This is a genomic window from Nocardia sp. XZ_19_385, assembly GCF_015355755.1.
Classification (GTDB): Bacteria; Actinomycetota; Actinomycetes; order Mycobacteriales; family Mycobacteriaceae; genus Nocardia.
The window spans coordinates 2,318,679-2,345,384 of the sequence record NZ_JACVEE010000002.1; the positions used below are offsets into that span (position 1 = coordinate 2,318,679).

The 26,706-nt window shown below is 67.3% G+C and carries 25 protein-coding genes; 16 read left to right on the forward strand and 9 right to left on the reverse strand.

Features of this window, described 5'->3' with window-relative positions; all coding sequences use genetic code 11:
- The first annotated feature begins 13 nt into the window (after positions 1-13).
- A complete protein-coding gene (locus IBX22_RS23205; RefSeq protein ID WP_194817880.1) occupies positions 14-415 on the forward strand; it encodes a thioesterase family protein in 402 nt (133 codons plus the stop codon).
- Here the strand turns inward: IBX22_RS23205 and IBX22_RS23210 are convergent.
- Together IBX22_RS23210 and IBX22_RS23215 are read right to left on the reverse strand one after the other, a co-directional pair.
- Positions 412-1,215: an SDR family oxidoreductase gene (locus IBX22_RS23210; RefSeq protein ID WP_194817594.1), complete on the reverse strand. Its 804-nt coding sequence runs from the start codon at positions 1,213-1,215 to the stop codon at positions 412-414. The genes IBX22_RS23205 and IBX22_RS23210 overlap by 4 nt on opposite strands.
- Before the next feature lie 47 nt (positions 1,216-1,262).
- A complete protein-coding gene (locus tag IBX22_RS23215; RefSeq protein ID WP_194817595.1) occupies positions 1,263-1,769 on the reverse strand; it encodes an Lrp/AsnC family transcriptional regulator in 507 nt (168 codons plus the stop codon).
- Positions 1,770-1,912: 143 nt separating this feature from the next.
- Between IBX22_RS23215 and pdhA the strand changes: the two genes are divergently transcribed.
- The 4 genes from pdhA to IBX22_RS23235 all read left to right on the forward strand — a co-directional run bounded on the left by pdhA (position 1,913) and on the right by IBX22_RS23235 (position 6,856).
- Positions 1,913-3,022: a pyruvate dehydrogenase (acetyl-transferring) E1 component subunit alpha gene (pdhA, locus tag IBX22_RS23220; protein ID WP_194817596.1), complete on the forward strand. Its 1,110-nt coding sequence runs from the start codon at positions 1,913-1,915 to the stop codon at positions 3,020-3,022.
- Positions 3,019-3,993 (forward strand): alpha-ketoacid dehydrogenase subunit beta, encoded by a 975-nt coding sequence (locus tag IBX22_RS23225; protein ID WP_194817597.1) that lies wholly within the window; start codon positions 3,019-3,021, stop codon positions 3,991-3,993. The genes pdhA and IBX22_RS23225 overlap by 4 nt, the downstream gene beginning before the upstream one ends.
- A gap of 12 nt (positions 3,994-4,005) precedes the next feature.
- A complete protein-coding gene (locus IBX22_RS23230; protein ID WP_194817598.1) occupies positions 4,006-5,325 on the forward strand; it encodes a dihydrolipoamide acetyltransferase family protein in 1,320 nt (439 codons plus the stop codon).
- Between the two features lie 151 nt (positions 5,326-5,476).
- Positions 5,477-6,856: a uracil-xanthine permease family protein gene (locus tag IBX22_RS23235; protein WP_194817599.1), complete on the forward strand. Its 1,380-nt coding sequence runs from the start codon at positions 5,477-5,479 to the stop codon at positions 6,854-6,856.
- Here IBX22_RS23235 and IBX22_RS23240 read toward each other — a convergent pair.
- Both IBX22_RS23240 and IBX22_RS23245 read right to left on the reverse strand, forming a co-directional pair.
- Positions 6,840-8,048: a benzoate/H(+) symporter BenE family transporter gene (locus IBX22_RS23240; RefSeq protein ID WP_194817600.1), complete on the reverse strand. Its 1,209-nt coding sequence runs from the start codon at positions 8,046-8,048 to the stop codon at positions 6,840-6,842. The two genes, IBX22_RS23235 and IBX22_RS23240, sit on opposite strands and share 17 nt — an antisense overlap.
- Before the next feature lie 91 nt (positions 8,049-8,139).
- Positions 8,140-8,421: a hypothetical protein gene (locus tag IBX22_RS23245; protein WP_194817601.1), complete on the reverse strand. Its 282-nt coding sequence runs from the start codon at positions 8,419-8,421 to the stop codon at positions 8,140-8,142.
- Between the two features lie 152 nt (positions 8,422-8,573).
- Between IBX22_RS23245 and IBX22_RS23250 the strand changes: the two genes are divergently transcribed.
- Positions 8,574-9,395, forward strand: coding sequence for a sulfurtransferase (locus tag IBX22_RS23250; protein WP_194817602.1), 822 nt, complete (start codon positions 8,574-8,576; stop codon positions 9,393-9,395).
- 7 nt (positions 9,396-9,402) lie between these two features.
- Here the strand turns inward: IBX22_RS23250 and IBX22_RS23255 are convergent, their stop codons facing one another.
- Positions 9,403-10,104, reverse strand: a complete 702-nt coding sequence (locus tag IBX22_RS23255; RefSeq protein WP_309234743.1) for an HNH endonuclease family protein — start codon at positions 10,102-10,104, stop codon at positions 9,403-9,405.
- Positions 10,105-10,161: 57 nt separating this feature from the next.
- A complete protein-coding gene (locus tag IBX22_RS23260; RefSeq protein WP_194817604.1) occupies positions 10,162-10,524 on the reverse strand; it encodes a hypothetical protein in 363 nt (120 codons plus the stop codon).
- 169 nt (positions 10,525-10,693) lie between these two features.
- Here IBX22_RS23260 and IBX22_RS23265 point away from each other — a divergent pair, with 169 nt between their 5' ends.
- Positions 10,694-13,480, forward strand: a complete 2,787-nt coding sequence (locus IBX22_RS23265) for a DEAD/DEAH box helicase (RefSeq protein ID WP_194817605.1) — start codon at positions 10,694-10,696, stop codon at positions 13,478-13,480.
- The gene (locus IBX22_RS23270) at positions 13,477-14,244 is read left to right on the forward strand and encodes an SWIM zinc finger family protein (protein WP_194817606.1); all 768 of its coding nucleotides are present in this window, start codon (positions 13,477-13,479) and stop codon (positions 14,242-14,244) included. Before IBX22_RS23265 ends, IBX22_RS23270 begins: the two co-directional genes overlap by 4 nt.
- Before the next feature lie 316 nt (positions 14,245-14,560).
- On the opposite strand, the gene IBX22_RS23275 is transcribed toward IBX22_RS23270, so the two are convergent.
- Positions 14,561-15,034: a hypothetical protein gene (locus IBX22_RS23275; RefSeq protein WP_194817888.1), complete on the reverse strand. Its 474-nt coding sequence runs from the start codon at positions 15,032-15,034 to the stop codon at positions 14,561-14,563.
- A gap of 61 nt (positions 15,035-15,095) precedes the next feature.
- Between IBX22_RS23275 and IBX22_RS23280 the strand changes: the two genes are divergently transcribed.
- Genes IBX22_RS23280 through IBX22_RS23290 form a run of 3 tightly spaced genes read left to right on the forward strand, consistent with a single transcriptional unit; the run spans position 15,096 to position 16,814 of the window.
- Complete coding sequence (locus IBX22_RS23280; RefSeq protein ID WP_309234744.1) at positions 15,096-15,623, forward strand: TetR/AcrR family transcriptional regulator; 528 nt, start codon at positions 15,096-15,098, stop codon at positions 15,621-15,623.
- Entirely contained in the window at positions 15,620-16,405 is a 786-nt protein-coding gene (locus IBX22_RS23285) for a helical backbone metal receptor (RefSeq protein ID WP_194817608.1), read from the forward strand. The genes IBX22_RS23280 and IBX22_RS23285 overlap by 4 nt, the downstream gene beginning before the upstream one ends.
- 46 nt (positions 16,406-16,451) lie before the next feature.
- Positions 16,452-16,814 carry a hypothetical protein gene (locus tag IBX22_RS23290; protein ID WP_194817609.1) on the forward strand — a complete coding sequence of 121 codons (363 nt, stop codon included), beginning with the start codon at positions 16,452-16,454 and terminating at the stop codon, positions 16,812-16,814.
- On the opposite strand, the gene IBX22_RS23295 is transcribed toward IBX22_RS23290, so the two are convergent.
- Positions 16,811-17,881 carry an amidohydrolase gene (locus IBX22_RS23295; RefSeq protein WP_194817610.1) on the reverse strand — a complete coding sequence of 357 codons (1,071 nt, stop codon included), beginning with the start codon at positions 17,879-17,881 and terminating at the stop codon, positions 16,811-16,813. The two genes, IBX22_RS23290 and IBX22_RS23295, sit on opposite strands and share 4 nt — an antisense overlap.
- A 22-nt stretch (positions 17,882-17,903) precedes the next feature.
- Positions 17,904-21,113: a fused isobutyryl-CoA mutase/GTPase IcmF gene (gene icmF, locus IBX22_RS23300; RefSeq protein WP_194817611.1), complete on the reverse strand. Its 3,210-nt coding sequence runs from the start codon at positions 21,111-21,113 to the stop codon at positions 17,904-17,906.
- 210 nt (positions 21,114-21,323) lie between these two features.
- Here icmF and IBX22_RS23305 point away from each other — a divergent pair, with 210 nt between their 5' ends.
- Genes IBX22_RS23305 through IBX22_RS23325 form a run of 5 tightly spaced genes read left to right on the forward strand, consistent with a single transcriptional unit; the run spans position 21,324 to position 26,696 of the window.
- On the forward strand, positions 21,324-22,823 hold the full coding sequence (locus IBX22_RS23305) for a CoA-acylating methylmalonate-semialdehyde dehydrogenase (protein ID WP_194817612.1): 1,500 nt from the start codon (positions 21,324-21,326) through the stop codon (positions 22,821-22,823).
- Between the two features lie 3 nt (positions 22,824-22,826).
- Positions 22,827-23,966 (forward strand): acyl-CoA dehydrogenase family protein, encoded by a 1,140-nt coding sequence (locus IBX22_RS23310; protein WP_194817613.1) that lies wholly within the window; start codon positions 22,827-22,829, stop codon positions 23,964-23,966.
- Positions 23,963-25,030, forward strand: coding sequence for an enoyl-CoA hydratase/isomerase family protein (locus IBX22_RS23315; RefSeq protein ID WP_194817614.1), 1,068 nt, complete (start codon positions 23,963-23,965; stop codon positions 25,028-25,030). Before IBX22_RS23310 ends, IBX22_RS23315 begins: the two co-directional genes overlap by 4 nt.
- Positions 25,027-25,923: a 3-hydroxyisobutyrate dehydrogenase gene (mmsB, locus tag IBX22_RS23320; RefSeq protein WP_194817615.1), complete on the forward strand. Its 897-nt coding sequence runs from the start codon at positions 25,027-25,029 to the stop codon at positions 25,921-25,923. The genes IBX22_RS23315 and mmsB overlap by 4 nt, the downstream gene beginning before the upstream one ends.
- Positions 25,920-26,696, forward strand: coding sequence for an enoyl-CoA hydratase (locus IBX22_RS23325; RefSeq protein WP_194817616.1), 777 nt, complete (start codon positions 25,920-25,922; stop codon positions 26,694-26,696). The genes mmsB and IBX22_RS23325 overlap by 4 nt, the downstream gene beginning before the upstream one ends.
- Positions 26,697-26,706: the final 10 nt, after the last annotated feature.

Sequence of the window (26,706 nt, forward strand, 5' to 3'; positions counted from 1 at the left end):
GGTCCTGTGGCCGATGCCGACGCGGTGGGCCGACAACGACCATTACGGCCACGTCAACAACGTGACCTACTACTCGTACTTCGACACCGCGGTCAACGCCTGGCTGATGCACGCCACCGGCACCGACATCCGGGATCTGCCCGCGCTGGGCGTGGTCGCCCAGACCTCGTGCCAGTACCTGGGCTCCCTCAGCTTCCCGGACCAGTTGCAGGTCGGCCTGCGGATCTCCCGCCTCGGCCGCTCCAGCATCACCTACGACCTGGCGATCTTCCGCGATGCCGAGGGCACCCTGGAACTCGCCGCCACCGGCGTCTTCGTGCACGTATACGTGGATTCCGACACCCGTAAGCCGATCGAGATCCCCGAGGTCATCCGCACCGCCGCGGCGACGCTGGTCGTCGCGGACGACGCCTAACCCCGCAGCATCGCCTGGAAGCGGCGCATGCCCTCCAGCCAGCGGTCGTAGTCGGAGCCCTTGTGGCGGTACATCTTCAGGACCTCCGGGTGCGGGAGGATGAGGAAGGTCTCCGCCGCCACGCCCGCGACCACCACCTCCGCGACCTGTTCCGGAGTGAGCACGGCCCCAGCGGTTTTCACGGCTTTGACGGCGAGTTCCGCGGCTTCGGGGCTGCCGGGGATCAGATCGCCGTGCAGCAGGCGGGTGTCCACGCCCATCGGGCAGACGCAGCTGACGCGAATGCCCTTGTCCCCGTAGGTGACCGACAGCCATTCGGCGAACCCGACGGCCGCGTGCTTGGTGACCGAGTATGGGGCGGAACCGATCTGGGTCAGCAGGCCCGCCGCTGATGCCGTGGCGATGAAATACCCGCTGCCCCGCTCCAGCCAGCCCGGAGTCAGCAGCCGAGCGGCCCGCACATGGGCGAGCACGTTGACTTCGAGTGCGGCCGACCATTGTTCGTCGGTGCTGTCCAGCCCTGGGCCACCGCCGATACCCGCGTTCGCGAAATACAGGTCCACGGGGCCGAATTCGGACTCCGCGCGATCGATCAGACTCTGAATCACCTTCTCGTCGGCCACATCACCGCCGACGGCGACCGCGTTCGCCCCGATCGATGCGGCAACCTGAGCGGCCCCGGCCGCATCCAGATCGGCGAGCACCACCCGAGCCCCGCCATCGGCCAGCCGCCGCGCCAATGCCGCGCCGATCCCCGCTCCGGCGCCCGTAACTATCGCAACCTTGCCCGAAATGTCCACCCGCGCACCTTAACGCCGACCGGGAGCGCGCGGCAGCACCCTCGAGGTCAGGGATTCTCGCGATTTCCGGCCGCGAGGCGATCGAGCAGCGGTGCGGTGCGCGGACCCACCAATTCCCGCATCACCAGCGCCATGTTGGTTCGTTCCACGCCCGGGATTTTGAGGATCTGCCCGGCGATCCGATATAGGTCGTCGGCGTCGCGCGCCACCACCCGGACCGTGAGATCGGTCAGCCCGGTCATGCCGCACACCTCGGTCACCTCCGGCACCTCGGCCAGGGCCTCCACCACCGCGTCCAGTTGATGCTGATCGACGACGACCGCCACGAACGCCGACAGCGGATAGCCGAGTGCGCGCGGGCGCACCCGTCGTTCGAAACTGCCGAGCACCCCGCTCGCCTCCCAGCGCGCCAGCCGCGCCTGGACGGTATTGCGGGACAGTCCGAGCCGGGTCGCGAGCTCCACGCCGGTGGCGCGCGGGTTGGCCACCAGTTCGAGCAACAGGCGCGCGTCGGTGGCGTCCAAAGTCGGGTCGGTGGGTTCTCTACTGGACATATGCGCAGTATGACATTCCAGTACTGCCGACTTTTGAGCATTCTGCTCAGGGCAATATTGACCACTTGCGCACTTCGCTCGAAAGGGCATGCTGTGATTAAGAGCACACAATGCTCTGCGCCAGTTGGTAGGAGGCGATCCCTATGCCAGAAAAGCTCGCGTATCCGGTCCAGTTGATCCAGCCCGACGGCCGCCGCGTCCTGGACCGGGAGCATGCCGCCCTGGTCGCCGACGTCGGCCCCGAACAATTACGGGCGCTGTATCAAGACCTGGTGGTCACCCGCCGCATCGATACCGAGGCAACCGCGCTGCAACGGCAGGGCCAGCTGGGTTTATGGCCCCCGATGCTGGGCCAGGAAGCCGCCCAGGTCGGCTCCGCCCGCGCGCTGCACCCCGACGACTACGTGTTCTGTAGCTACCGCGAAGCCGCCGTCGCCTACTGCCGCGGCGTGAACCCCCGCGAGCTGACCCGGTTGTGGCGCGGCGTCGCTCACCACTGCTGGGACCCGAACGTGGTGCGCATGACCAACCCGAACATCGTCGTCGGCGCGCAAGGGCTGCACGCCACCGGCTACGCCTACGCGGCCCACCTCGACGGCGCCGAGATCGCGACCATCGCCTACTTCGGCGACGGCGCCACCAGCCAGGGCGATATCGCCGAGGCGCTGGGTTTCGCGTCGAGCTGGAGTGCGCCGGTGGTGTTCTTCTGCCAGAACAACGGCTGGGCGATCAGCGCGCCGGTTCGCGTGCAGAGTGCGACCCCGATCGTGCGGCGCGCCTACGGCTACGGGATTCCCGGCGTCCAGGTCGACGGCAACGATGTGCTCGCGGTGCTGGCGGTGACCCGGCAGGCGATCCAGCGGGCGCGCACCGGTGGCGGCCCGTCGTTCATCGAGGCCATGACCTACCGGATGGGCCCGCACACCACCGCCGACGATCCCTCCCGCTACCGTGCCGCCGCCGAGACCGAGGAGTGGAAGCGCCGCGACCCGATCGACCGGCTGCGCCGGTTGCTCGAGCGGGAAGGACTGTACGACAACGATTTCGAGCGTGCCGTCAGCGCCGAGGCCGACGCGGTCGCGCACCAGATCCGCAGCGCCACCATCGAGATGCCCGATCCCGAGCCGATGGAGCTGTTCGACCACGTCTATTCCACCCCGCACTCACTCATCACCGCCGAGCGGCAGGAGTACCTGGAGTACTTGACCGGCGATCCCGGGGAAAAACCTGTGCAAGAAGGAGTTCGCGCATGATCACCACCTTCGCCGCGGCGCTCAACGCCGGCCTGCGCAAAGCCTTGGAGGACGACCCGAAGGTCCTGCTGATGGGCGAGGACATCGGACGCCTCGGCGGGGTGTTCCGGGTCACCGATACCCTGCAGAAGGATTTCGGCAACAACCGGGTGGTGGACACGCCACTCGCCGAATCCGGCATCATCGGAACGGCTTTCGGGATGGCCCTGCGCGGGTACCGGCCGGTGTGCGAGATCCAATTCGACGGATTCGTCTACCCGGCCTTCGACCAGATCGTTTCCCAGGTCGCCAAGATCCACTACCGCACCAAGGGGAAAGTCAAGGCACCCTTGACGATTCGCATTCCGTTCGGTGGTGGAATCGGCTCGGTGGAACATCACTCCGAATCGCCGGAAGCGTATTTCACGCACACCGCCGGACTGCGGGTGGTCGCGCCCAGCAACCCGGCCGACGCCTATCACCTTGTCCGCCAAGCGATAGCGCTCGACGACCCGGTGATCTTCTTCGAGCCGAAGCGCCGCTACTGGGACAAGGCGGACGTCGACTTCCATGTGGAACCGGAGCTGCCGATGGATCGGGCGCGGGTGTGCACCGCCGGCGCCGACGCCACCATCGTCGCCTACGGCGGCACCGTGGCCACCGCGCTCACCTCGGCGAAAATCGCTGCGGAGGAAGGGCATTCGCTGGAAGTGATCGACCTGCGTAGCCTCTCGCCGATCGATTTCGACACCATCGAGGAATCGGTCGCCAAGACCGGCCGGCTCATCGTGGTGCACGAAGCTCCGGTGTTCGGCGGCCTCGGCGCGGAGATCGCGGCCCGGATCACCGAGCGCTGCTTCTATCACCTGGAAGCTCCGGTGCTGCGCGTCGGCGGCTTCGACATCCCCTACCCCCCGGCTAAGCTCGAAAAACACCACCTGCCCGACCCCGACCGCATCCTCGCCGCGGTCGATCGATCGCTCGCCGCCTGAGAGGTGTCCTCTGTGCCCGACGATGTGCTGGAATTCCGGCTACCGGATCTCGGTGAAGGCCTCACCGACGCCGAATTACAGTCCTGGGCGGTGGCAGTCGGTGACACCGTCGAGCTGAACCAGACCATCGCCGAGGTGGAGACGGCCAAGGCGGTGGTGGCGTTGCCGTCCCCGTTCGCCGGTGTAGTCGTCGAGCTGCTGGCCGAGCCGGGGGAGACCGTCGAGGTCGGTGCGCCGCTCATCCGGGTGCGCAGTGATCAGGCGAAGCCCGCGGAGAACGGCGCGAGCGGCCGCACCTCGGTGCTGGTGGGATACGGGCCGGAGGGTGAAACGGTTTCGCGTCGGCGCAAGCGTGATCGCCCAGAAAATGCTGTCCCGGAACAGAACTCGGACGCACCGAGCGCCCGTGCCGCGGCCACCCCCGCCGCCCGAAAGCTCGCCAAGGAGCTCGGCATCGACCTCTGGTACGTCGCCGGTTCCGGCCCGGAGGGCGCGGTCACCGTCGAGGATGTGCGCAGCGCCGTACCGGTCACGCAACCACGAAAGTCCGCTGCCCACACCGAAGACGGCGCGCAGAGCTCCGACCCCCGCTCGGGCGGGCGGCAGCACGGCGGCCTCATCCGCCCACCGGACCGCGAGGAACGCACCCCGATCAGCGGCGTCCGCAAACGCACCGCGGCCGCCATGGTGGCCAGTGCCCGCACCATCCCGCAGGCCAGCACCTTCGTCACCTTTGACTGCACCGCGTCGATGGAACTGCTCGACCATCTGCGCACCACAAAAGCCTTCAACGGCCTGACCTTGACCCCGCTCACCCTGGTCGCCAAAGCCGTCCTGGTAGCGATCACGGACTTCCCCGCCATCAACGCCGCCTGGGATGAAGCCAACCAGCTCATCATCACCAAGCACTACGTGAATCTGGGCATCGCCGTCGCCACCGACCGCGGCCTGCTGGTCCCCAACCTCAAAGACGCCGATTCGGCCAGCCTGCGCGACCTCGCCAAGGAACTCGCCTGGCTCGCCGACACCGCCCGCTCCGGCAACGCCACCCCCGTCGACCTGCGCGGCGGCACCTTCACCATCACCAACGTCGGCGTCTTCGGCGTAGACATCGGCGTCCCCCTGGTCAACCCCGGCGAGGCCGCCATCCTCTGCCTCGGCTCGATCGCCAAGCGCCCCTGGGTCTTCCGCGACGAACTGGCCATCCGCTCGATAACCACCCTCGGCCTCAGCTTCGACCACCGTATGGTCGACGGCGAACTCGCCGCCCGCTTCCTGGCCACCGTCGCCGGCCTCCTGGAAGATCCTCTGACCCTGCTCAGCCGCAGCTGACCTCTGGGATTTGGACTACTTGCACACCCAGTGCGGCTGGGTGTGCAAGTAGTACTCACAGTGTGCGGGTTCGGGCTGAGATATACCGGGACTTCACGTACGGGAAACATGATGTGCGCTGGGCGTAACGCGTGGCGGATAACTCTTGTACATGGCAGTAGCAGCGCATCCCGTGGATACCCGGTTGCCGTTCGGGCAGCAGTTGGCGTTCGGTATCCAGCACGTTTTGATCATGTACACCGGGTGCATCACGGTGCCGCTGGTGTTCGGGGCGGCCGCGGGGCTGGACCGGGCGACGGTGGGGCTGTTGATCAGCGCCGACCTGCTGGTGGCCGGGATCATCACCGTTATCCAGAGTTTGGGGGTGGGCAAGCTCGCGGGGGCACGGCTGCCGATCATCTGCGGGGCGACGTTCGTCGGGTTGAATCCGATGATCCTGATCGCCAAGGAGTATGGGCTGGAAGCGGTCTATGGATCGATGCTGGTGGGTGGTGTGGTCGGTGTCGCGCTGGCCTATCCGTTCGCGAAGGTGGTGCGGTTCTTTCCGCCGCTGGTCACCGGGACCGTGCTCACCGTGGTCGGTGTGTCGCTGATCGGAGTGGCCGGGGGGCTGATCATCGGCACGAACCCGAAGGCGCCGGCCTTCGCTTCGCCGTCGCATATCGGATTGGCCGCCGTGGTCGTGCTGATCGCGGTCGGGTTCATCTGCGTCGGGCGTGGCGTGTGGTCGCAGCTCGGGGTGCTGATCGCGCTGGCAGTCGGCATTGTCATCGCCATCCCGATGGGGCTGGTCAGCGCCGAGGGTATCGGGCAGACCGCGTGGGTGGGGCTGCCGCAGCCGTTCCATTTCGGGTCCCCGGAGTTCCCGGTGACCGCGGTGGTGGCGATGAGCATCGTCATGGCGGTGGTGTTCGCAGAGTCCACGGCCAGCATGCTGGCGCTCAGCGAGATCACCGGAAAGCCCGTCAGCAAGGGCGATTTGGCGCGCGGCCTGGTGGGTGACGGTTTGTCCGGCGTGCTCGGCGGCATCTTCACCGCCTTCGTCGACACCATCTTCAATCAGAACGTCGGCTCGGTCGCCGCCACCCGCGTCTTCAGTCGCTATGTGACCGCCGTCAGCGGCGTGATCCTGATCGTGCTCGGCGTAGTGCCGCGCATCGGTGCGGTCGTGGCGGCGGTACCGAAGCCGGTGGTCGGCGGCGTCGGCCTGGTGCTGTTCGCGACCGTCACCGTCGTGGGCGTCCAAACACTGCTGCGCGCAGACCTTTCCGATCGCATCAACGCCACCATCGTCGCCGCCGCGGTGGGTGTCGGCCTGCTCCCGGAAATGGCGGGGGACATGTTCACCAAGTTTCCGTCCTCCGCCCAAATTCTCCTGACCAGCGGCGTAACCCTGGGTGCGGGAACAGCTTTCGTGCTCAACCTGCTCTTCAATCACACGAAACTCGGTGCCTTGGCGCGCGGCGAAACCCCGCCCGCCCCAGTCCCCGCGACCGAACCAACAGGTTCGGAGGTCAAGCCCGGGGTTTGATGACCTGCCGGACGACCAGTCCGGCGAGTAGTGCCCAGAATGCCGCGCCGATGTTGAGGAAGCCGACACCGGAGGCCGCGATCAGAAAGGTGACGATCCCGGCTTCGCGGTGTTGTTCGGAGCGGAGCGCCCCGGCGAGAGCGGCGGCCAGCGTGCCCAGAAGAGCGAGGCCCGCAACGGTTTCCAAGGTTCCCTTGGGTGCGGCGGCGACTACCGCGACCAGGGCGGCCGAGCTCAGCGCGAGCAGCAGATACATCCCGCCCGCGGTGTAGGCCGCGATCCAACGGCGCTTCGGGTCGGGATGGGCGGCCGGTGCGGCGGACAGCGCAGCGCTGATGGCGGCGAGGTTGATGGCATGTCCGCCCGCCGGCGCACCGAGCACGGTACCGATCCCGGTCACCGTCATGGCTGCCCGCCACGGCACCTGATAGTCGAACGACTTCATCACCGCGGTCCCCGGAATGTTCTGCGACGCCATGGTGACGATGTACAGCGGGATCGCCACCCCGACCATCGCCTGCCAATTCCACTGCGGCAGCGTCAATTCCACCGTCGGCGCGAGCGCGGAGACATCCAGATGCCGATGCTCGACCACGATGCTGATCCCGGCCCCGACGGCCGCGGTGACGAACGCCGCGAGCACCGCCCACCGCTTCGCATACCGCTGCAACACCAGCCAGACCAGAATCACCGGCACCACCACCGCCGGACTCACCCGAATCGCCTGCACCGGCGCCAAACACAGCGGCAGCAGCACCCCGGCCAGCATCGCCTGCGCGATCTCCACCGGAATCGAGGCCACCAACTTCCCGAGCCGCTGCCACCACCCGGTGACCACGATCAACACCCCGGTCAGCGCGAACGCTCCCACCGCCGCGGCCCAACCTCCCGCCACCGCACCGGTACTCGCGAGCAGCGCCGCCCCCGGCGTCGACCAGGCCAGAGTTATCGGCATCCGATACCGATAACTCAGCAGAAGCATCCCGACCGCCTGCGTCAGGCACAACGCGAGCAGCCCCGACGCCGCCTGCGCCGAACTGGCCCCCACCGCCGTCAACCCGGCCAGCACCACCGCGAAGGAACTGGTGAACCCCACCAGCGCGGTAACCACCCCGGCCCCGATCGGCTGCCCAACCCCCACTCCGGCGTCGGGCTGGACAACCGTTTCGGACGGAGCGGAAACCTCGGACATTGCCCGTATCCTGCCCGCGCCGCAGCCCGGTGTCCCCGTCCAGTCCCCCGAAACTGGCCTGAAATAACCAGGCCAGCCCATGCCGGCGAAATCAGGTCCGGCGCAGGAAAGCCAACGGGTAGCACCACTCGCCGAGCTCGCGGTTGACCACGCTGACCAGCTGCCACCCCTGGGTTTCGAGGAACTCGATGCCGTTGGTGAGATGGATGATCGGCTCCAGTAACGCTCGCTCGACCTGCTTGGGGCCGAAGGCCGCGGTGACGGTTTGCCGGACATTGATCACCAGGATGCGACGCGGATACGACCGCAGGTCGACCACTCCATTCAGCACATCGAAGACGTCGAAAACGGGTCCAGCCGCAGGAGCATTCACGCCCCGAATCCTGCCGCAGCTGCCGCCGATCCGCACATGATGTGCCCGGGCCGCTTCTCGGATCCACCGTGATCGCCCGTGACCCCGCGCCGGGGCCGTAGCATCGGGTCGTAGCAGTTGCGGTATCGCGGACTTCGACACGAGGAGCTGGGTTGGGCGCCGTACTGATTTCGCCGGTGGAGCTTCGAGAAGCGTTGGCGGACAAGCGGGTTCGGTTATTGGACGTGCGCTGGGCGCTGGGTGATCCGGATGGTCCGCAGCACTACCTCGACGGTCATATCCCGGGCGCGGTCTTCGTCGATCTGGAAACCGAACTGGCCGCACCGGCTTCGCCCGCGCGCGGCCGGCACCCGCTGCCCGAGCTCACGCAGCTGGAGAAATGCGCACGTAGCTGGGGCATCCGCAATGGTGACGCGGTCGTCGTCTACGACGCGACCGGCGGCATGGCGGCGGCCCGCGCCTGGTGGCTGCTGCGCTGGGCGGGCATCGCCGACGTGCGCATTCTCGACGGCGGCCTGCCCGGCTGGGAGCAGTCGGGCGGCGAACTCGCGACGGGCACCGAGCCGGATCCGGAACCCGGTGATGTCGGCTTGAGTCCGGGTCACATGTCGGTCGTCGACGCCGACACGATCGCGAACTGGGACGGCCTGCTCCTGGACGCGCGCGCCGGCGAGCGCTACCGCGGCGAGGTGGAGCCGGTCGACCCGCGCGCGGGCCACGTCCCCGGCGCGGTCAGTGCCCCGACCGCCGAAAACCTGGACGGCGAGGGACGTTTCCGCACTACTGACCAGTTGCTGGAGCGCTTCACCAGTCTCGGGACGGGTCCGGTCGCGGTCTACTGCGGCTCCGGCGTCACCGCCGCCCATCAGATCGCGGCTCTCGCGGCGGCGGGTATCGACGCGGCCCTCTACCCGGGCTCCTGGTCCCAATGGTCCAACGACCCGAAACGCCCCGTCGCCGTCGGCGCCGAATAACCGCGGATTACGGGCAGGTGCGAGCGATTCCGGTCAGGGCCGCATTGTCGGCGGCCGTGATCGGCAGGTCGTACCGCACCGCGACCGTCAAATACTTGCCCGCGTAGAAGCAGTGATTGGCCCGAGCGGGCGGCAGCCACTCCGAGGGAGTGCTGTCGCCCTTGGACTGATTGGTGCCCGCGTCGGTTGCCAGCAGGTTGACGTCGACGTCGTTGGCGAACACCACGCGCCGTTCCGGCGGCCACATCGCCGCCCCCATATCCCAGGCGGCGGCCAGTGCGTAGACATGGTCGATCTGGACGTCCCGCGCGCCTTCCTTGCTGAAGCTGATGCGCCGTCCGGTGTACGGATCGTCAAGGGCGCCTGACACCACAACGCAATCTCGCGTGCCTGGCCGGAACGCCACCTCCGCGAGCTGTAGCGCCAGCACGTTGTTGCGGGTGTCGCACCCGTCGTGGCCGCCGGGGCCGTCGTAATCGTCGGTCCACGATTCCCCGAAAACGCAGGCCTGCCCCGTTTTACAACCCCGCTGGTAACCGCCGGGGTGTGGCCGTTGCGCGATCACCCGCACCGAGGCGAGCAGCTGCTCGACCTGTGCCCGGGTGGGACTGCCGGGTGCGGGCGCGACCGGGGCGCCGTCGAGTTCGGCGCAGCCCACCGCGGCGAGCACCAGCGCCACCACCAGCGACCCTCGAATGCCTGTGCGCACGGACCCAGTTGTACTCATAGGCACTGACATTCAGAGCAACCCAGCTGTGCGAACCGATTACAGCCAGGCCCTGGTCAGCAGTTCGTCCTCGGCTACCTCGACCGCCCGCGGCGGGAATCGGGTGGCCTGGATGGTGTGGTGCCGGGATCCGTCGTGCCCGATCACCCACGAGCCGCCGCGTTCCTGGCATTCGGCGATCTTCGCGAATGTCGTGAGCAGGAACGTGATGGCGTCGCCCGGCGTCGGTGTGCGGGCCAGACGCTGGGATTCACCGGGGCGGGACAGATCCAGCCAGACACCGGACTGCCCGTCCAGGCGCATGCCGACGATTTTTCCGGCATCGACGAAGGTGAATTTGCGCCGCTCCCACGGAGTTGTCGGCGTGAAGCTCTGCTCGAGAACTTGGAGCAGAATCGTCATGCTGCTGCCCTGCCTTTCTTGAGGCTGGGGGAATTACCGCGAGTTTGCGGTTCTGATGCTATGACCAGCGGATATTCAATTATGGGCTGCCTGGACCGAGAAATCCAGAGTCCCGGAAATTCCCTGACGCGGGCTGGATGCTGTCGGTGCCACCTGATTGGATGAGCGGATGCTGCACGGGCTGTGGTCGCCGGGTTCCGGGTTGCTGCTGTGGACCGACACAGTGGCGCCCGGAAATTTGCCGGACCCGCTCGGCAGCGTGCTGCGTTCCTCGAAGTGGCGGCATCGCGCCGAGGTCCTGCTGGCCGGCGAGCCGACGAAGGTGCAGGCCCACGCCCTGGCACCGTCCGCCGCGGTGTCCGTGCTGCGGCAACGACTGCCCGCCACCGAGATTGCCGGGGATCTGCGGTTCCTGGCCCACGTCGCCGCCGGGATCGAACGATGGGCCCGCGCGGGGCGCGTGGTGCCGGAACTGCGCCGGGAGGACGGCCAGTGGTGGGTGCGCTGGCGACTGATCGGCGGTGCCCGGCAGCGGGCGTGGCTCGCGGAATTGGCGGTCGCGATGCCCGCCGCCCTGCGCCTAGCGGGCCGCCCGGCAGCGGTACTGGACAACCTCGTCAGCGAACTCACCGACCCGATCGTCAGCGAGCTCATCGATTCTCCCTCGCTCACCCATCCGCTGCTGGCAGCACTCATCGGCGACACCGATCTGGAAACCGGCAGCCATCAACTGTCGGAGATGCTGGAGCGCTGGCGGGCCAGCCTCACCGTCGACGAACCCGAACTGGTGCTGCGCCTGCTCGAACCCGAGGGCGACGAAGACGACGAACTCGTGCTCTGGCGGCTCGAGGTCTGCCTGCGCACCGAGGGCGAAGCGCCGGCTCCCGTTCCGCTGCACGGCGGGGACCCGAGCCTGGTGCACACCGCCGCCGAGAAGCTGGCGGAAGCACGGCGGGCCTATCCGCGATTGCGCGACCTGCCCACCGACAGCCACACCATGGATCTCCTGCTGCCCACCGCGGTGGTGGCCGACCTGGTCGAACACGGCGCACACGCCTTGCGGGCCGCGGGCATCAAGTTGCTGCTGCCCCGCGCCTGGAACATCACCGAACCGTCCATGCGCCTGGAGGTCTCGAGCGCCGTTCCGGCCGCCGAAAGCGCCGTCGGCATGCGCGGATTGGTCTCCTACCGCTGGGAATTGGCGCTCGGCGGCACGGTCCTCACCAAAGCCGAGATGGAACGCCTGGTGCGCTCGAAATCGGATCTGGTGCAGCTGCGCGGCGAATGGGTGCAGGCCGACCACAAGGTGCTCGCGGCCGCGGCCCGCTATGTCGCCGCGCACACCGATACCAGCCCGATCACCCTGGCCGACATGCTCGGTGAGCTCGCGAGCGGACGCGTCGCCCAGGTCCCGGTCACGGAGGTCAACGCCACCGGCTGGGCCGCCGAAATCCTGGACCGCCAACATGATCCGGAGCCGATTGCGGCACCTGTCAGCCTGCAGGCTCAGTTGCGTCCCTACCAGGAGCGCGGCTTGGCCTGGCTGGCCACCATGAACCGCATGAACTGCGGGGCAGTGCTCGCCGACGACATGGGCCTGGGCAAGACCATTCAGGTGCTGGCCCTGCTGCTCCACGAAAGGGAAGGCGCGGAGCAGTCGGATCCAGGACCGACGCTGCTGGTGTGCCCGATGTCGGTGGTCGGCAACTGGCAACGCGAGGCGGAAAAGTTCGCCCCGGACCTGCGGGTGCTGGTGCATCACGGGGTGGGCCGCCGCTCCGGCGCGGAGCTGGATGCCGCTGTGGCGCAAGCGGATCTGGTGATCACCACCTACGCGCTGCTGGCCCGCGACGTCGAGGAATTCCGCCGCCAGCCCTGGGAGCGCATCGTGCTGGACGAGGCCCAGCACATCAAGAACGCGAACACCCGGCAGGCCCGCGCGGCCCGCGCCCTGCCTGCCCGGCATCGCTTGGCGCTCACCGGAACTCCGGTCGAGAACCGTCTCGAGGAGCTGCGCTCTATTCTGGATTTCGCGCAGCCGAAACTGCTGGGCACCCCGCAGACCTTCCGGGCCCGCTTCGCCGTCCCGATCGAACGCGAACGCGACCAGAACGCCATCTCCCGCTTGCGTTTCCTGACCCAGCCGTTCGTGCTGCGCCGCCTGAAAACCGATCCCGCCGTCATCTCCGATCTGCCGGAGAAGCTGGAGATCACGGTGCGCGCCAACCTGACCGTGGAGCAGGCGGCGCTCTATCAGGCGGTCGTCGACGACATGCTGGAGAAGATCAAGAGCGCGAAAGGCATGGCGCGCAAGGGCGCCGTGCTCGGCGCGCTGACCCGCCTCAAGCAGGTCTGCAACCATCCCGCGCATTTCTTGGGCGACGGTTCCGGCGTGCTGCTGCGCGGCAACCACCGCTCCGGCAAGCTCGCCCTGGTCGAGGACGTGCTGGAGTCCGTCCTCGCGGACGGCGAGAAAGCGTTGCTGTTCACCCAGTTCCGGGAGTTCGGCGAGATCATTGCCCCGTACCTGGTCGAGCGGTTCGGCACCGAGGTCCCGTTCCTGCACGGCGGTGTGCCCAAGAAGCGGCGCGACACCATGGTCGAGCGTTTCCAGTCCGCCGACGGCCCGCCGTTGATGCTGCTCTCGCTCAAGGCCGGCGGCACCGGTCTCAACCTCACCGCCGCCAATCATGTTGTGCACCTTGATCGCTGGTGGAACCCGGCGGTCGAGAACCAGGCCACCGACCGCGCCTTCCGGATCGGCCAGCAGCGCAATGTGCAGGTGCGCAAGCTGGTCTGCGTCGACACCATCGAGGAGCGCATCGACGAAATGATCAACGGTAAACGGCATCTCGCCGAGCTGGCGGTGGGCGCGGGGGAGAACTGGATCACCGAGATGAGCACCGATGAACTGCGCGAACTGTTCACCCTCGGTGCGGAGGCGGTCGGCGAATGAGCCCGGCGGAGGATTTCAGCAAGTATGGCAAGCGCCTCCCCGTCCGGGGCGGTGTCGAAGCCCGCAGCCGCCGTGGCGGTTTCGGCCGCACCTGGTGGGGCAAAGCCCTGATCGAATCCGTGGAGGCCATGGCCGAACCGGGCCGGCTGGCCCGAGGCCGCACCTACGCCCGCTCCGGCCAGGTGGTCAGCTACCGCATCGAACCGGGCGCGGTGACCGCGGAAGTGCAAGGCAGCCAGCCACGTCCGTTCACCGCGGTGTTCACCGTCCGCGCGTTGCGCGATGAGGAGCTGGAAATGCTGATCGACACCATCCGCACCGCGCCGGGCATGCTCGCCGACATCGCCGGCGGCGCGCTGCCCACCGGTCTGGGCCCGCTGCTGCTGCCGACCACCGCCGCCGACCTGGATTTCGAATGCACCTGCCCGGATCCGGGCTGGCCGTGTAAACACGTGGCCGCGGTCTGCTATCTGCTGGCCGAACGCCTCGACGAGCGCCCCCGCGAGATCCTGACCCTGCGCGGCCTTGACCTGGACACCCTGATCGCCGGGATCGAGCGCGACCCGCAACCGGTCGAATCCGCCGACCCCTACGGCGACAACGCGGTGCTACCCGATCTGCCGAAACTCGAATTCCGTTCCGCGCTCGATGATCTCGACCCCACGCTGCTTCGCCGCGCCATGCGCATGAGCTGCGAGGACGAACCGGCCGCCGCGGCGGGCCTGCGCGAACTGCGCGACCTTTACGCCCTGCTGGATCGCTGACCCAGCCATCCCCGGGACGCCAGGCCCGCGCATCCGGTGTCTGCGGATCCCGATGCGGGCAGTGGACCTGGCGTCCGTGGGATGGCGGATGCACTCACCGGGGCAAGTGATTGCTCGCCAGGCACCCGGAGCCGAGGCCGACTACGCTTCCCGGGCTTTGTCTGGCTGGATCCCTGCCCGGTGCGATGTGGGCCGGGACTTCCCGACGCCGGGTGCCATGTCTCAGTGTGCGCCGTGGGCTCGGCCGGGGAACTGCCCGTTTACTGTCCATTCGCTGCCCTTGCGCTGGCCCTTTCGAGCGACCTGCGAGCAATCGCTACGAGACCTTGGCGCGCGGCCCGGCGACCAGCACCGCAGCGAAACATGCCGTGGCCAGGCCCGATACCGCGATCGGCAGTTCGGGGAAGTACAGCCATGCGATCCAGAAGGTGCCCGCGGCGGTCGCGGTGCACACCGCGGTGAACAGTGACCAGCGCTCGAGCAACTCCGGGGCACGCCGGGCGGCGACCACTGCGAGCACGCCGAAAAGCAGTGCGAACAGGCCCATTCCCACGCTGTAGCCGGTATTGAGATCGAACACGGTGACCTCCCGCCCGCCTTCGAACATCGGCGAGGCGGTGTTCCTGGACAGTTCGTTGACGACTTCCTCGCTGGCTGTGTCCTGGGGATTGAACGCGTGCACCACCAGCAGATGCGCCAGCCCGATGAAGCCCAGCAACCCGGCGCCCACGGTGTGGACGGGCCCGGCCCAGGCGATTGTGCGGTGGGTAGTGGATGTCATCGCGGTCATCGCGACCTCCAGAGGTGAGGTTCTCAGAACAGAACAAAAGTTATGTTATAGAATCGAGGGCGTGGCGGGCAAGACCTCATGGCTGACATCCGGACTCGCGATCCTCGGGACCGCGGGCGCGCACGGCCTCACCATCGACAAACTGGTGGCCTCGGCCGGGCTGAGTACCGGGTCGTTCTATCACCACTTCTCGAGCATGTCCGGGTACCGGAAGGCGCTGCTCGCGCACTTCGAAGAGCTGCACACGCTGCGCTACATCCGTGAGGTGGAAGCGGCCGCCGACCTCGACGCGCGCGCCCGGCTGCAGTTGCTGCTGGAGTTGGTGCTCGCCGACGCGGAACCCGCGCGGCTGGAAGTCGCGATCCGGGCCTGGGCGCTGGATGACCCCGTCGCGGCCGCCGCCAAGGAACGGGTCGACGCGGCCCGCCTCGGATTTCTCCGAGAACTGTTGCTGGCGTGCGGTTATGCCGAGCCCGACGCCGAGCAGACCGCGCAGATCCTGTACCTGCTGGTGCTCGGGGCGGGCAACATCATGCCGGAAGTCCCGCCTGAGCAACTGCGGGTGCTCTGTGAGCGGATCCTGAAATGAATTCCCGGCAGGCGCGGTGGGCGCAGGACGATCTGGGCGGCGCGGTTCCGCTGACCCGGCCGGTGCGGCGGGTGGTCTCGCTGGTGCCCTCGCTCACCGAGTCGGTGGCGCTGACCTGCCCGGAAGTCCTGGTCGGCGCGACCGAATGGTGTACGCACCCAGCCGATCTCGACGTCGAACGGGTCCGCGGTACCAAGAATCCGAACCTCCGCCGCATCGTCGAACTCGCACCCGATGTGGTGCTGTGCAATCAGGAGGAGAACCGCCGCATCGATGTCGAACGGTTGCGGGACGCGGGAATTCCGGTGTGGGTCACCAAGATTCAGTCCGTCGACGAAGCCATCACCGCCCTCGCCCGACTGTTCACCCTCGCCCTGGGAATTGATGTCCCGGCCTGGCTGAGCGAATCCGAAAAGGCCTGGGCCGCAACACCACCCATAGACCTCCGCACGGCCGTGATCCCGATCTGGCGCAATCCGTGGATGGTCGTCGGCCGCGACACCTTCACCGCCGACCTGGCCCGCCGTCTCGGCTTGGACCTGGTGCACGCCACCGGCCCCGACCGCTATCCGCGCGTCACCGAGGACGAGCTGACCCGCGGCATCGACCTCGCGGTGCTCCCCGACGAGCCGTACGTCTTCACCGAAACCGACGGCCCGGACGCCTTTCCCGGTATCCCGGTCGCGCTGGTCGAAGGCCGCAGCCTCACCTGGTACGGCCCGTCGCTGACCACGGCCCGCGCCGCCCTCACCGCGCAACTCGCCGCCGCCACAGTCCGCTGACCAGCAATTCGTCCCGCGCGCAGCGATCCTCGCGCACACTGGAACCATGCTCCGGCACCGTTCCGGACGTCTCGCCACCCTCTGGCACCGGGTGTTCGAGTACGCCGCGCCCTGGCTCACGATCCTGCTGTTCGGCACGTTCCTGGCGGTGCTCTTCGCCTTCCTATTCGTGCCCGGACCGAGTATCGGCGCGCGCCTGCTCGCCCTGCTCTGTGCCGGTCACCAGATCCTGCTGTGGGGCGTCTATTTCAGTGTCGTGGAGCTGGCCGACAACCAATCCACCTGGGGCACCGAGGTAGTCCCGAATAAACGGCTGTGGACCGAGATCGTCCTGGCCGCGGTGTTCTGGTCGAACCTGGTCCTGATCAGCGGCGTGCTGTGGCTGCTGGTGACCTCGCTGGTCGCCTAGACCGCGAGCCGGTACACCCGCTGCGCGTTGCTCCGGAAGACCTGCTCGAGTTCGGCTTGCCCGCCGCCGTGCCCGGTCACCGCCTCGGCGATGGTCCGCACACTGTTCTCGATGCTGGTAATCGGCTTGTCCACCGGGTAATTGGAGCCCCACAGCATGCGCTCGGTGCCGAAGACCTCGAGCGCGTGCTGCACCAGCGGCCCGATCCGGTCGAGCAGCTCGGCCACCGAGGTGGAGGTGCCGCGCGGCGGCACCGGGTGTCCCAGGATCGGCATCATCGCACCGCTGCATTTGGTGACGACGTTGGCATTGCCGGCCAGTTCGGCGAAATCGTCACGCCAGCGCAGGAACAGCTCCCGGCGTTTGCTCGGATTGCTGCCGGTGCGCTTGCCGACCGGACCGAAAAGACCTGCCGGCGTGGCGAGATGATCGAGGATGATCGTCACCTCGGGATATCGCTTGGCCAAAGCCGTGACATCGGGCAGCGCGTGCGAGTACACCCAGGCGTCGAAGGAGAGCCCGCGCTCGGCCAGATGTGCGAAGCCATCCAGGAAAGCCGGTGCGGTGAGGGCGCTTTCGACCTTGCTGAAGGACCGCACGCCCGGGTCGGGATGGTGTCCGACCATCGTGCGGATACCCCGGAACAGTGGCGAGGCCGCCTGATGCGCGTCGAGCAGTTCGGAGAATTGAGGCGCGGCGGGATCGGCGCTACCGATGATCCCGCACAGCGGAAGTTCCTCCGGAGTAGGCAGATTCGCGACCCACTTGGTTTCCTCGGCCTTACCCAGTGGTCCTTTCCCGGCCCACTCGACCTCCATGTGCATGAAGTTGTCGATCGGCATGTCGGCCACGTCGGCCCGATAGTCCGACGGCAGATACTTGTTCAGGTACGCCGTCGGATCCCCGGTGAAGTCCATATCCCGCTTGGGTGCGAGCTTCTTGGCCACATCCACCGAAATCGGCAGATACCGGAAGAGTTTCGCCGTTCCCCCGAAATCTCTCGGGGTCGTGAACGGATCCCACTGGTGTACGTGCGTGTCGATGATCCGAATACCTGCTAGATCCATGTCCGATTGTCACACAGGGCGGTCAGACATTGCGCCGGTATTGGCCGCCGACGCGGAAGAACGTATCCGTGATCTGCTGCAACGTGCAGACGCGCGCGGCGTCCATCAGGACCTCGAAGATGTTGTCCTCGGTCCGCGCAACGGATTCCAGGCGGGCCAGCGCCTCGTGCGCCGGATCGCGGTGCCGGTTCTGGAACTCACGAACCCGCTCCAGCTGCGACTGCTTTTCCGCCTCGGTGCCACGCGCCAGTTCGATGACGTGGTGCGGCTCGCCGTGCGGATTGCGGAAGGTGTTGACGCCCACGATCGGCAGCGACCCATCGTGCTTGCGCTGCTCGTAGCGCATGGATTCGTCCTGGATCTTGCCGCGCTGGTAACCGGTCTCCATCGCGCCGAGCACACCGCCGCGTTCGCTGATCCGTTCGAACTCGCCCAGCACCGCCTCCTCGACCAGGTCGGTGAGCTCATCGATGAGAAAGCTGCCCTGCAGCGGGTTCTCGTTCATCGCCAGGCCCCACTCCCGGTTGATGATGAGCTGAATCGCGAGGGCGCGGCGCACCGACTCTTCGGTGGGCGTGGTGACCGCTTCGTCATAGGCGTTGGTGTGCAGGCTGTTGCAGTTGTCGTAGATCGCGATGAGCGCCTGCAGGGTGGTGCGGATGTCGTTGAAATTCATCTCCTGCGCGTGCAGCGAGCGGCCGGAGGTCTGGATGTGGTACTTCAGCTTCTGCGAACGGTCGTTGGCGCCGTACCGATCTCGCATGGCGATCGCCCAGATCCGGCGGGCCACCCGGCCGATGACGGAGTACTCCGGGTCCATGCCGTTGGAGAAGAAGAACGACAGGTTCGGCGCGAAATCGTCGATGTCCATCCCGCGCGCGAGATAGGCCTCCACATAGGTGAATCCGTTGGCCAGGGTGAAGGCCAGCTGGCTGATCGGGTTCGCCCCGGCTTCGGCGATGTGATAGCCGGAGATCGACACGGAGTAGAAGTTGCGAACGCTGTTGCGCACGAACCACTCCTGGATGTCGGCCATCATCCGCAGGCTGAACTCGGTGGAGAAGATGCAGGTGTTCTGGCCTTGATCCTCTTTGAGGATGTCGGCCTGCACGGTGCCGCGCACGGTCGCCAAGGTGCGGGCGCGGATGTCTGCCGCCTCCGCTTCAGTCGGCTCTCGGCCTTCGGCGGCGGTAAACCGTTCCAGCGCTTGATCGATCGCGGTGTTGAGGAAGTAGGCCAGGATCGTCGGGGCGGGACCGTTGATCGTCATCGAGACCGAGGTCGACGGCGCGGTCAGGTCGAAACCGTCGTAGAGCGCCTTCATATCGTCGAGCGAGGCGATCGAGACCCCGGAGGTGCCGACCTTGCCGTAGATGTCGGGTCGTTCGGCGGGGTCGTGACCGTAGAGCGTCACCGAATCGAAGGCGGTGGAAAGCCTTTTCGCCTCGGCGTGTTCGCTGAGAACCTTGAAACGACGGTTCGTGCGGAAGGGGTCACCTTCGCCGGCGAACATCCGCGCTGGATCCTCGCCATCGCGCTTGTACGGGAAAACTCCGGCGGTGAACGGGAATCGGCCCGGCAGGTGCTCCGCACGCAGGAACCGCAGCAGCTCACCGTGATCGGTGAACCGGGGGAGTGCCACGCGCGGAATGCTGTTGCCGGACAATGTTTCCCGGCGCAGCGCAGTACGGATCTCCTTGTCCCGTACTTTGATCACCTGCTCCTCGCCCCGGTAGGACTCGGCCAGCGCGGGCCACTGCGCGATCAGCTCGGCATCAGCGCCGCCGAGATCATCTCGGGCCTGCTCGAGCAGCGCTGCCAGCTCCGGATTCTCCGGCAGCTCCGAGGCCACCAGCTCGAGCCGCTGAACCCGCTGTGCCGCAAGGACTTGCCGTGCCGTCTCCGCGTGATAGTCGCGCACCGCCTCGGCGATCTCCGCCAGATACCGCACCCGCGCCGGTGGAATGATCTGCGCGAACCGGGTGGACGCGCGAGTGTTCACCCGGGGCAGCACGCCCGGCTCCAGCGCCAGCCCTCGCTCGGCCAGCAATGTGGTCAGGTGCTGATAGAGCGCTGTCACCCCGTCGTCGTTGAAGGTGGCGGCGCTGGTGCCGAAGACCGGCATGTCCTCCGGCTTCGCGGTGAAATCCTCCCGATTGCGCAGCAGCTGCCGCGAGACGTCGCGCAGCGCGTCGGCGGCGCCGCGACGCTCGAACTTGTTGATCGCCACCGCATCCGCGTAATCCAGCATGTCGATCTTCTCCAGCTGGGAGGCCGCGCCGAACTCCGGGGTCATCACATACAGCGACACGTCGACGTGCTCGGTGACCGCCGCGTCGCCCTGGCCCATGCCGGGGGTTTCCAGGATGACCAGGTCGTAACCTGCTGCCTTGCAGGCGTTCACGATCCCGTCGATGTTCTCCGGCAGCTCACGCCCGCCGCGAGTGGCCAGCGAACGGAAGAAGATGTGATCGCCGTCGAGCGCGTTCATCCGGATCCGGTCACCGAGCAGCGCGCCACCGCCGCGCCGCCGCGTCGGATCCACCGCCAGGATCGCCACCCGCAACTTGTCCTGCTGATCCGAGCGCAACCGGCGCACCAATTCATCGGTGAGCGAGGACTTTCCGGACCCGCCGGTCCCGGTGATGCCGAGCACCGGAACGGTGCGCGCGGCGGCCGCCTCGTCCAGCGCCTGCCGATCGGGCGCGGGCAGCGTGTCCTCCTGCAGGCAGGTGATGGCGCGGGCCAGCGCGGACCGTTCCCCGGTGAGCACCGCATCCAGCGCGGGCGGCTCCTCGGCCAGATCGCGGTCGCAATCGCGGATCAGCTGATTGATCATGCCCGGCAAGCCGAGTCGCTGGCCGTCCTCGGGGGAGAAGATGGTGACCCCGGCGTCGGCGAGCCGCGTGATCTCCTCGGCGACGATCACGCCACCGCCGCCACCGTAGATCCGGACATGCCCGGCGCCGGCCTTGCGCAGCGCGTCCGCCAGGTATTCGAAGTACTCGACATGGCCGCCCTGATACGAGCTGACCGCGACGCCCTGGACGTCCTCGGTGAGCACCGCGTCGACCACTTCGCTGACCGCCCGGTTGTGCCCTAGGTGGACCACCTCGGCGCCCTGCGCCTGCAGGATGCGCCGCATGATGTTGATCGCCGCGTCGTGCCCGTCGAACAGGGCCGCCGACGTCACGAAGCGAACGGGGTGCTTGGGCTGGTGCAGGTCGGGCACGGCTACCTCCGAGAGGGGTGCGGAACGCCCAATACTAGGACGTCCAACTAATCCTACGGTGACGCGGGTCACTCCGCCAGCGGGCGCGCGCCGACCAGGTGGGCGTGTGATGGGTCACACTCCAGCTATTTACTTGGATGTCCAACTATAGGATGGCCGCAGATCAGTCGTACCGGGCTGAACAGCGTCGACTTACGAGACAGGACTGGCATGGTTCGCGAACTCACGCACTTCATCGGTGGGCAGCACGTCCCCGGCACCTCCGGCAACTTCGGCGACGTGTTCGATCCGAACATCGGCCAGGTGCAGGCCCGGGTGCCGCTGGCGAGCAAGTCCGAGGTCGAAGCGGCGATCGCGAACGCCGAAGCGGCGCAGCAGGTGTGGGCCGCGTTCAACCCGCAGAAGCGGGCCCGGGTGCTGATGAAGTTCCTGACGCTGGTGCAGGACGAGATGGATTCGCTGGCCGCGCTGCTCTCCTCGGAGCACGGCAAGACCATCGCCGACGCCAAGGGCGATATCCAGCGCGGCCTCGAGGTGATCGAATTCGCTTGCGGCATCCCGCATCTGCTCAAGGGTGAGTACACCGAATCGGCCGGCACCGGCATCGACGTGTACTCCATGCGGCAGCCGCTCGGTGTGGTCGCGGGCATCACCCCGTTCAACTTCCCGGCCATGATTCCGCTGTGGAAGGCCGGTCCGGCGCTGGCCACCGGCAACGCCTTCATCCTCAAGCCGTCCGAGCGCGACCCCTCGGTGCCGCTGCGCCTGGCCGAACTATTCCTGCAGGCCGGTCTGCCGGCCGGTGTGTTCAACGTGATCAACGGTGACAAGGAAGCCGTCGACACGCTGCTGCACGACCCGCGCATCAAGGCGGTCGGCTTCGTCGGCTCCACCCCGATCGCGCAGTACATCTACGAGACCGCCTCCGCGAACGGCAAGCGCGCGCAGTGCTTCGGCGGCGCCAAGAACCACGCCATCGTGATGCCCGACGCCGATCTCGACGACGTCGCCGACCAGCTGATCGGCGCGGGCTACGGCTCCGCGGGCGAGCGCTGCATGGCGATCTCGGTGGCGGTGCCGGTCGGCGAGGAGACCGCGGATCGCCTGCGCGCGAAGCTGATCGAGCGCGTGAACAAGCTCAATGTCGGCCGCTCCGACGACCCGGGCGCCGACTTCGGCCCCCTGGTCGGCCGGGACGGTGTGGACCGCGTCAACTCCTATGTTCAGATCGGCATCGATGAGGGGGCCGAGCTGGTCATCGACGGACGCGGGCTGACCGTCGAGGGCGGCGAGGACGGCTACTTCGCCGGCGCAACGCTTTTCGACAACGTCACCGCCGAGATGCGGATCTATAAAGAGGAGATCTTCGGCCCAGTGCTCGCCATCGTGCGCGCCAAGGAGTACGAAGAGGCCCTGCGCCTGGCCAACGAGCACGAATACGGCAACGGCGTCGCCATTTTCACCCGCGACGGTGACACCGCCCGCGATTTCGCGGCGCGCGTGCAGGTCGGCATGGTCGGCATCAACGTGCCGATCCCGGTGCCGATCGCCTATCACACCTTCGGTGGCTGGAAGCGTTCCGGCTTCGGCGATCTGAATCAGCACGGCCCGGATTCCATCCGCTTCTACACCAAGACCAAGACCGTCACCCAGCGCTGGCCTTCCGGCATGAAGGAGTCCAACGCGTTCGTCATCCCGACGATGGACTGACCCATGTTCGAACTGGATGACGACGAGAAGGCGATCCGCGACACCGCGCGCGGCTTCGCCGACGAGTTCCTGGCGCCGAACGCGCTGGAATGGGATGAGCAGAAGCACTTTCCGGTAGACGTACTGCGCAAAGCCGGGCCGCTCGGGCTCGGTGGCATCTACGTCGGCGAGGATGTCGGCGGCTCGGGACTGCGCCGCCTGGACGCCGTGCGCATCTTCGAGCAGCTGGCCACCGGCTGCCCTGCCATCGCCGCCTACATCTCCATCCACAACATGGCGGCGTGGATGATCGACAGTTACGGCGATGAGCGGCAACGCAATCGGTGGCTGCCGCAGCTGACTTCGATGGAACAGCTGGCCAGCTACGCACTGACCGAGCCGGGCGTCGGTTCCGACGCGGCGGCGCTGAGCACCAAGGCGGTGCGCGACGGGGACGACTACATCCTCAACGGCGCCAAGCAATTCATCTCCGGTGCGGGCGCCAACGACGTCTACGTGCTGATGGTGCGCACGGGAGAGCAAGGCGCGCGCGGTATTTCGGCGTTCATCGTGCCCGCCGATACGCCCGGCCTGTCGGTCGGTCCGAACGAACGGAAGATGGGCTGGAACGCGCAGCCGACCCGTCAGGTGATCCTGGAGGACGCTCGCGTCCCCGCCGCGAACCGGCTCGGCGCCGAGGGCGACGGTTTCCGGATCGCCATGAACGGGCTCAACGGCGGGCGGCTGAATATCGCGGCCTGCTCGGTCGGCGGCGCACAGGCGGCGCTCGACAAGACCGTGCCGTACCTGGCCCAGCGCAACGCTTTCGGGCAGGCGCTGCTGAAAAATCAGGCGCTGCAGTTCCAGCTGGCGGATATGCGCACGGAACTGGAGGCGGCCCGGACGCTACTGTGGCGGGCCGCGGGAGCGCTCGACGCCGACGCGCCGGACAAGGTCGAATTGTGCGCCATGGCGAAGCGATTCGCGACCGACGCCGGTTTCGAGGTGGCGAACAAGGCGCTGCAGTTGCACGGCGGGTATGGCTATCTGGCGGAATACGGGCTGGAGAAGATCGTCCGGGACCTGCGCGTGCATCAGATCCTCGAGGGCACCAACGAAATCATGCGGGTGGTTGTCGCCCGCTCAGTGGTAGGAGCGGCATGAGCGAGCGAACAGAAGGTACCGCCGAGGTCCTGATCGACAAGCGCGACGGGCTGGGCTTGATCACGCTGAATCGGCCGAAGGCCATCAACGCGCTGAATCATGCGATGGCGCTGGAGATTCTGGCCGCACTACGCGCCTGGGCCACCGACGACGAGGTACGCACGGTCGTCGTCACCGGTGCGGGGGAGCGTGGGCTGTGCGCGGGCGGCGATATCGTCGCCATCCACCACGACGCCAAGTCCGGTGCCGCCGACGCGGATTCGCCGACCGGCGTGTTCTGGCGCGACGAGTACATCCTCAACGCGCTGATCGGCAGCTACCCGAAGCCGTACCTGGTCGTCATGGACGGCATCGTGATGGGCGGCGGCGTCGGCCTGTCCGGGCACGGCAGCCACCGCATCGTCACCGAACGCTCCAAGATCGGTATGCCCGAGGTCGGGATCGGTTTCATCCCGGATGTCGGTGGCACCTACCTGCTTTCGCGTACACCGGGCGAGCTCGGCACGCATGTCGCGCTCACCACCGCCCGGATGACCGCGGGCGACGCCATCGCCGCCGGGTTCGCGGACTACTACGTGGCCTCGGAAAACATTCCGGCGCTGCTGGATACGCTGCGGACCGAGACCGCCGAGATCGCCATCGCCAAATTCGCCACGGCCGCACCGGAATCCGGTCTGATCGCCCGGCAGGCGTGGATCGACGCTTGCTACAACGCGGACACCGTCGAGGAGATCGTCGCCCGTTTGCAGGCAAGCGATGCGCCGGAAGCGAACCAGGCCGCCGTCGATGTGCTCTCGAAATCGCCGGTGGCACTGAAGGTCACGCTGCGTTCGCTGCGTACCGCGCGCGACCTGCCGAGCCTGGAGGCGGTGCTGAACGAGGAATACCGCGTCTCCATCGCCTCGTTGTCCTCGCACGATCTCGTCGAGGGCATCCGCGCCCAGGTGATCGACAAGGACCGTAACCCGCAATGGTCTCCCGCGACGCTGACCGAGGTGACCGAGGCGCAGGTCGACGCGTACTTCGCCGAATTGGGCGACAAGGAACTGGGGTTGAGCGAATGAGCAAGAAGATCGGCTTCCTGGGCCTCGGCCATATGGGCGGCCCGATGGCCGCCAACCTGGTCAAGGCGGGCTACGAGGTGCTCGCCTTCGACCCGGTACCGGCCGCGCAGGTGCAGGCGCGCAATGACGGTGCCACCGTGGTGGATTCGGCCGTCGCCGCCGCCACCGGCCGCGACATCGTGATCACCATGCTGCCCAACGGCAAGCTGGTCCTCGATGTCTACGGGGAGGTGCTGGCGGCCGCCAACCCCGGCACGCTGTTCATCGATTGCTCCACCATCGATGTCGCCGATGCCAAGGAAGCGGCGGAACGTGCTGTGGCAGCGGGACATCGAGTCCTGGACGCGCCGGTCTCCGGTGGCGTCGCGGGCGCGGCCGCGGGCACGCTGACCTTCATGGTCGGCGGCGCGGCCGATGCCTTCGCCGACGGCCTCGCCGTGCTGGAGGTCATGGGCGGCAAGGTGGTGCACTGCGGTGACTCCGGCGTCGGCCAGGCCGCCAAGATCTGCAACAACATGCTGCTCGGCATCTCCATGGTCGCGCTGTCGGAGGCCATTGTGCTCGGCGAGAAGCTGGGCCTGACCCACGAGAAGTTCTTCGACGTGGTCTCCACCGCCTCCGGCCAGTCCTGGGCGCTGACCAGCTACTGCCCGGTGCCCGGCCCGGTCCCGGCCAGCCCGGCCAACAACGACTACCAGCCCGGCTTCGCCACCGCGCTCATGACCAAGGACCTGACCCTGGCCGCGAACGCGCTGCAGGCCAATGGCGTCGACGGTCAGGTCGGTCAGCTCGCTGCGGAGATCTACAACCGGTTCAACCAGGCGGAATCGGGCAAGGACTTCTCGGCTATCGTCACCGATATCCGTAAGCGATCCGAGGGAGAACAGGCGTGAGTGACTTCGAGACCATTCTGCTGGAGCGTAAGGGCCGCGTCGCCCTCATCACGCTGAACCGGCCGAAGGCCCTCAATGCGCTGAACTCGCAGGTCCTCGCCGATATCTCGGCCGCCCTCGACGAGCTCGAGAACGACAACGAGATCGGCGCGGTCGTCCTTACCGGCTCCGAGCGGGCCTTCGCCGCGGGCGCGGACATCAAGGAAATGCAGACCAAGTCCTACATGGACATGTTCCTCACCGACCATTTCGCCGGCTGGGACCGTCTGACCGCCTTCCGTAAGCCCCTCATCGCTGCGGTCGCCGGTTATGCCCTCGGCGGCGGCTGTGAACTGGCCATGATGTGCGACATCCTGCTCGCCGCCGACACCGCCAAGTTCGGCCAGCCCGAGATCAAGCTCGGTGTCATCCCCGGCATGGGCGGCTCGCAGCGCCTCACCCGCGCCGTCGGCAAGGCCAAGGCCATGGACCTGATCCTCACCGGCCGCAACATGGACGCCGCGGAAGCCGAGCGCGCGGGCCTGGTCTCGCGCATTGTTCCGGCCGCCGACCTGGTCGCCACCGCCCTCGAGGTCGCCGAAACCATCGCCTCGATGTCATTGCCCTCGGCCATGATCGCCAAGGAAGCCGTGAACCGCTCCTTCGAAACCACCCTCGGCGAGGGCCTGCGCTTCGAACGCCGCGTCTTCCACTCGCTGTTCGCCACCGAGGACCAGAAGGAAGGCATGACCGCCTTCGTCGAGAAGCGGCCGGCGGACTTCAACCACCGCTGACCTTCGCGAA

Excerpts from the sequence above, each read along its gene's own strand:
- IBX22_RS23315 (WP_194817614.1), top strand. The coding sequence starts at position 23,963 with ATGAGCGAGCGAACAGAAGGTACCGCCGAGGTCCTGATCGACAAGCGC.
- IBX22_RS23270 (WP_194817606.1), top strand. The coding sequence starts at position 13,477 with ATGAGCCCGGCGGAGGATTTCAGCAAGTATGGCAAGCGCCTCCCCGTC.
- IBX22_RS23295 (WP_194817610.1), bottom strand. The coding sequence starts at position 17,881 with ATGGATCTAGCAGGTATTCGGATCATCGACACGCACGTACACCAGTGG.
- IBX22_RS23240 (WP_194817600.1), bottom strand. The coding sequence starts at position 8,048 with ATGTCCGAGGTTTCCGCTCCGTCCGAAACGGTTGTCCAGCCCGACGCC.
- IBX22_RS23285 (WP_194817608.1), top strand. The coding sequence starts at position 15,620 with ATGAATTCCCGGCAGGCGCGGTGGGCGCAGGACGATCTGGGCGGCGCG.
- IBX22_RS23235 (WP_194817599.1), top strand. The coding sequence starts at position 5,477 with ATGGCAGTAGCAGCGCATCCCGTGGATACCCGGTTGCCGTTCGGGCAG.
- IBX22_RS23205 (WP_194817880.1), top strand. The coding sequence starts at position 14 with ATGCCGACGCGGTGGGCCGACAACGACCATTACGGCCACGTCAACAAC.
- IBX22_RS23260 (WP_194817604.1), bottom strand. The coding sequence starts at position 10,524 with ATGACGATTCTGCTCCAAGTTCTCGAGCAGAGCTTCACGCCGACAACT.
- IBX22_RS23305 (WP_194817612.1), top strand. The coding sequence starts at position 21,324 with ATGGTTCGCGAACTCACGCACTTCATCGGTGGGCAGCACGTCCCCGGC.
- IBX22_RS23290 (WP_194817609.1), top strand. The coding sequence starts at position 16,452 with ATGCTCCGGCACCGTTCCGGACGTCTCGCCACCCTCTGGCACCGGGTG.
- IBX22_RS23265 (WP_194817605.1), top strand. The coding sequence starts at position 10,694 with ATGCTGCACGGGCTGTGGTCGCCGGGTTCCGGGTTGCTGCTGTGGACC.
- IBX22_RS23225 (WP_194817597.1), top strand. The coding sequence starts at position 3,019 with ATGATCACCACCTTCGCCGCGGCGCTCAACGCCGGCCTGCGCAAAGCC.
- IBX22_RS23215 (WP_194817595.1), bottom strand. The coding sequence starts at position 1,769 with ATGTCCAGTAGAGAACCCACCGACCCGACTTTGGACGCCACCGACGCG.
- mmsB (WP_194817615.1), top strand. The coding sequence starts at position 25,027 with ATGAGCAAGAAGATCGGCTTCCTGGGCCTCGGCCATATGGGCGGCCCG.
- pdhA (WP_194817596.1), top strand. The coding sequence starts at position 1,913 with ATGCCAGAAAAGCTCGCGTATCCGGTCCAGTTGATCCAGCCCGACGGC.
- IBX22_RS23275 (WP_194817888.1), bottom strand. The coding sequence starts at position 15,034 with ATGACCGCGATGACATCCACTACCCACCGCACAATCGCCTGGGCCGGG.
- IBX22_RS23310 (WP_194817613.1), top strand. The coding sequence starts at position 22,827 with ATGTTCGAACTGGATGACGACGAGAAGGCGATCCGCGACACCGCGCGC.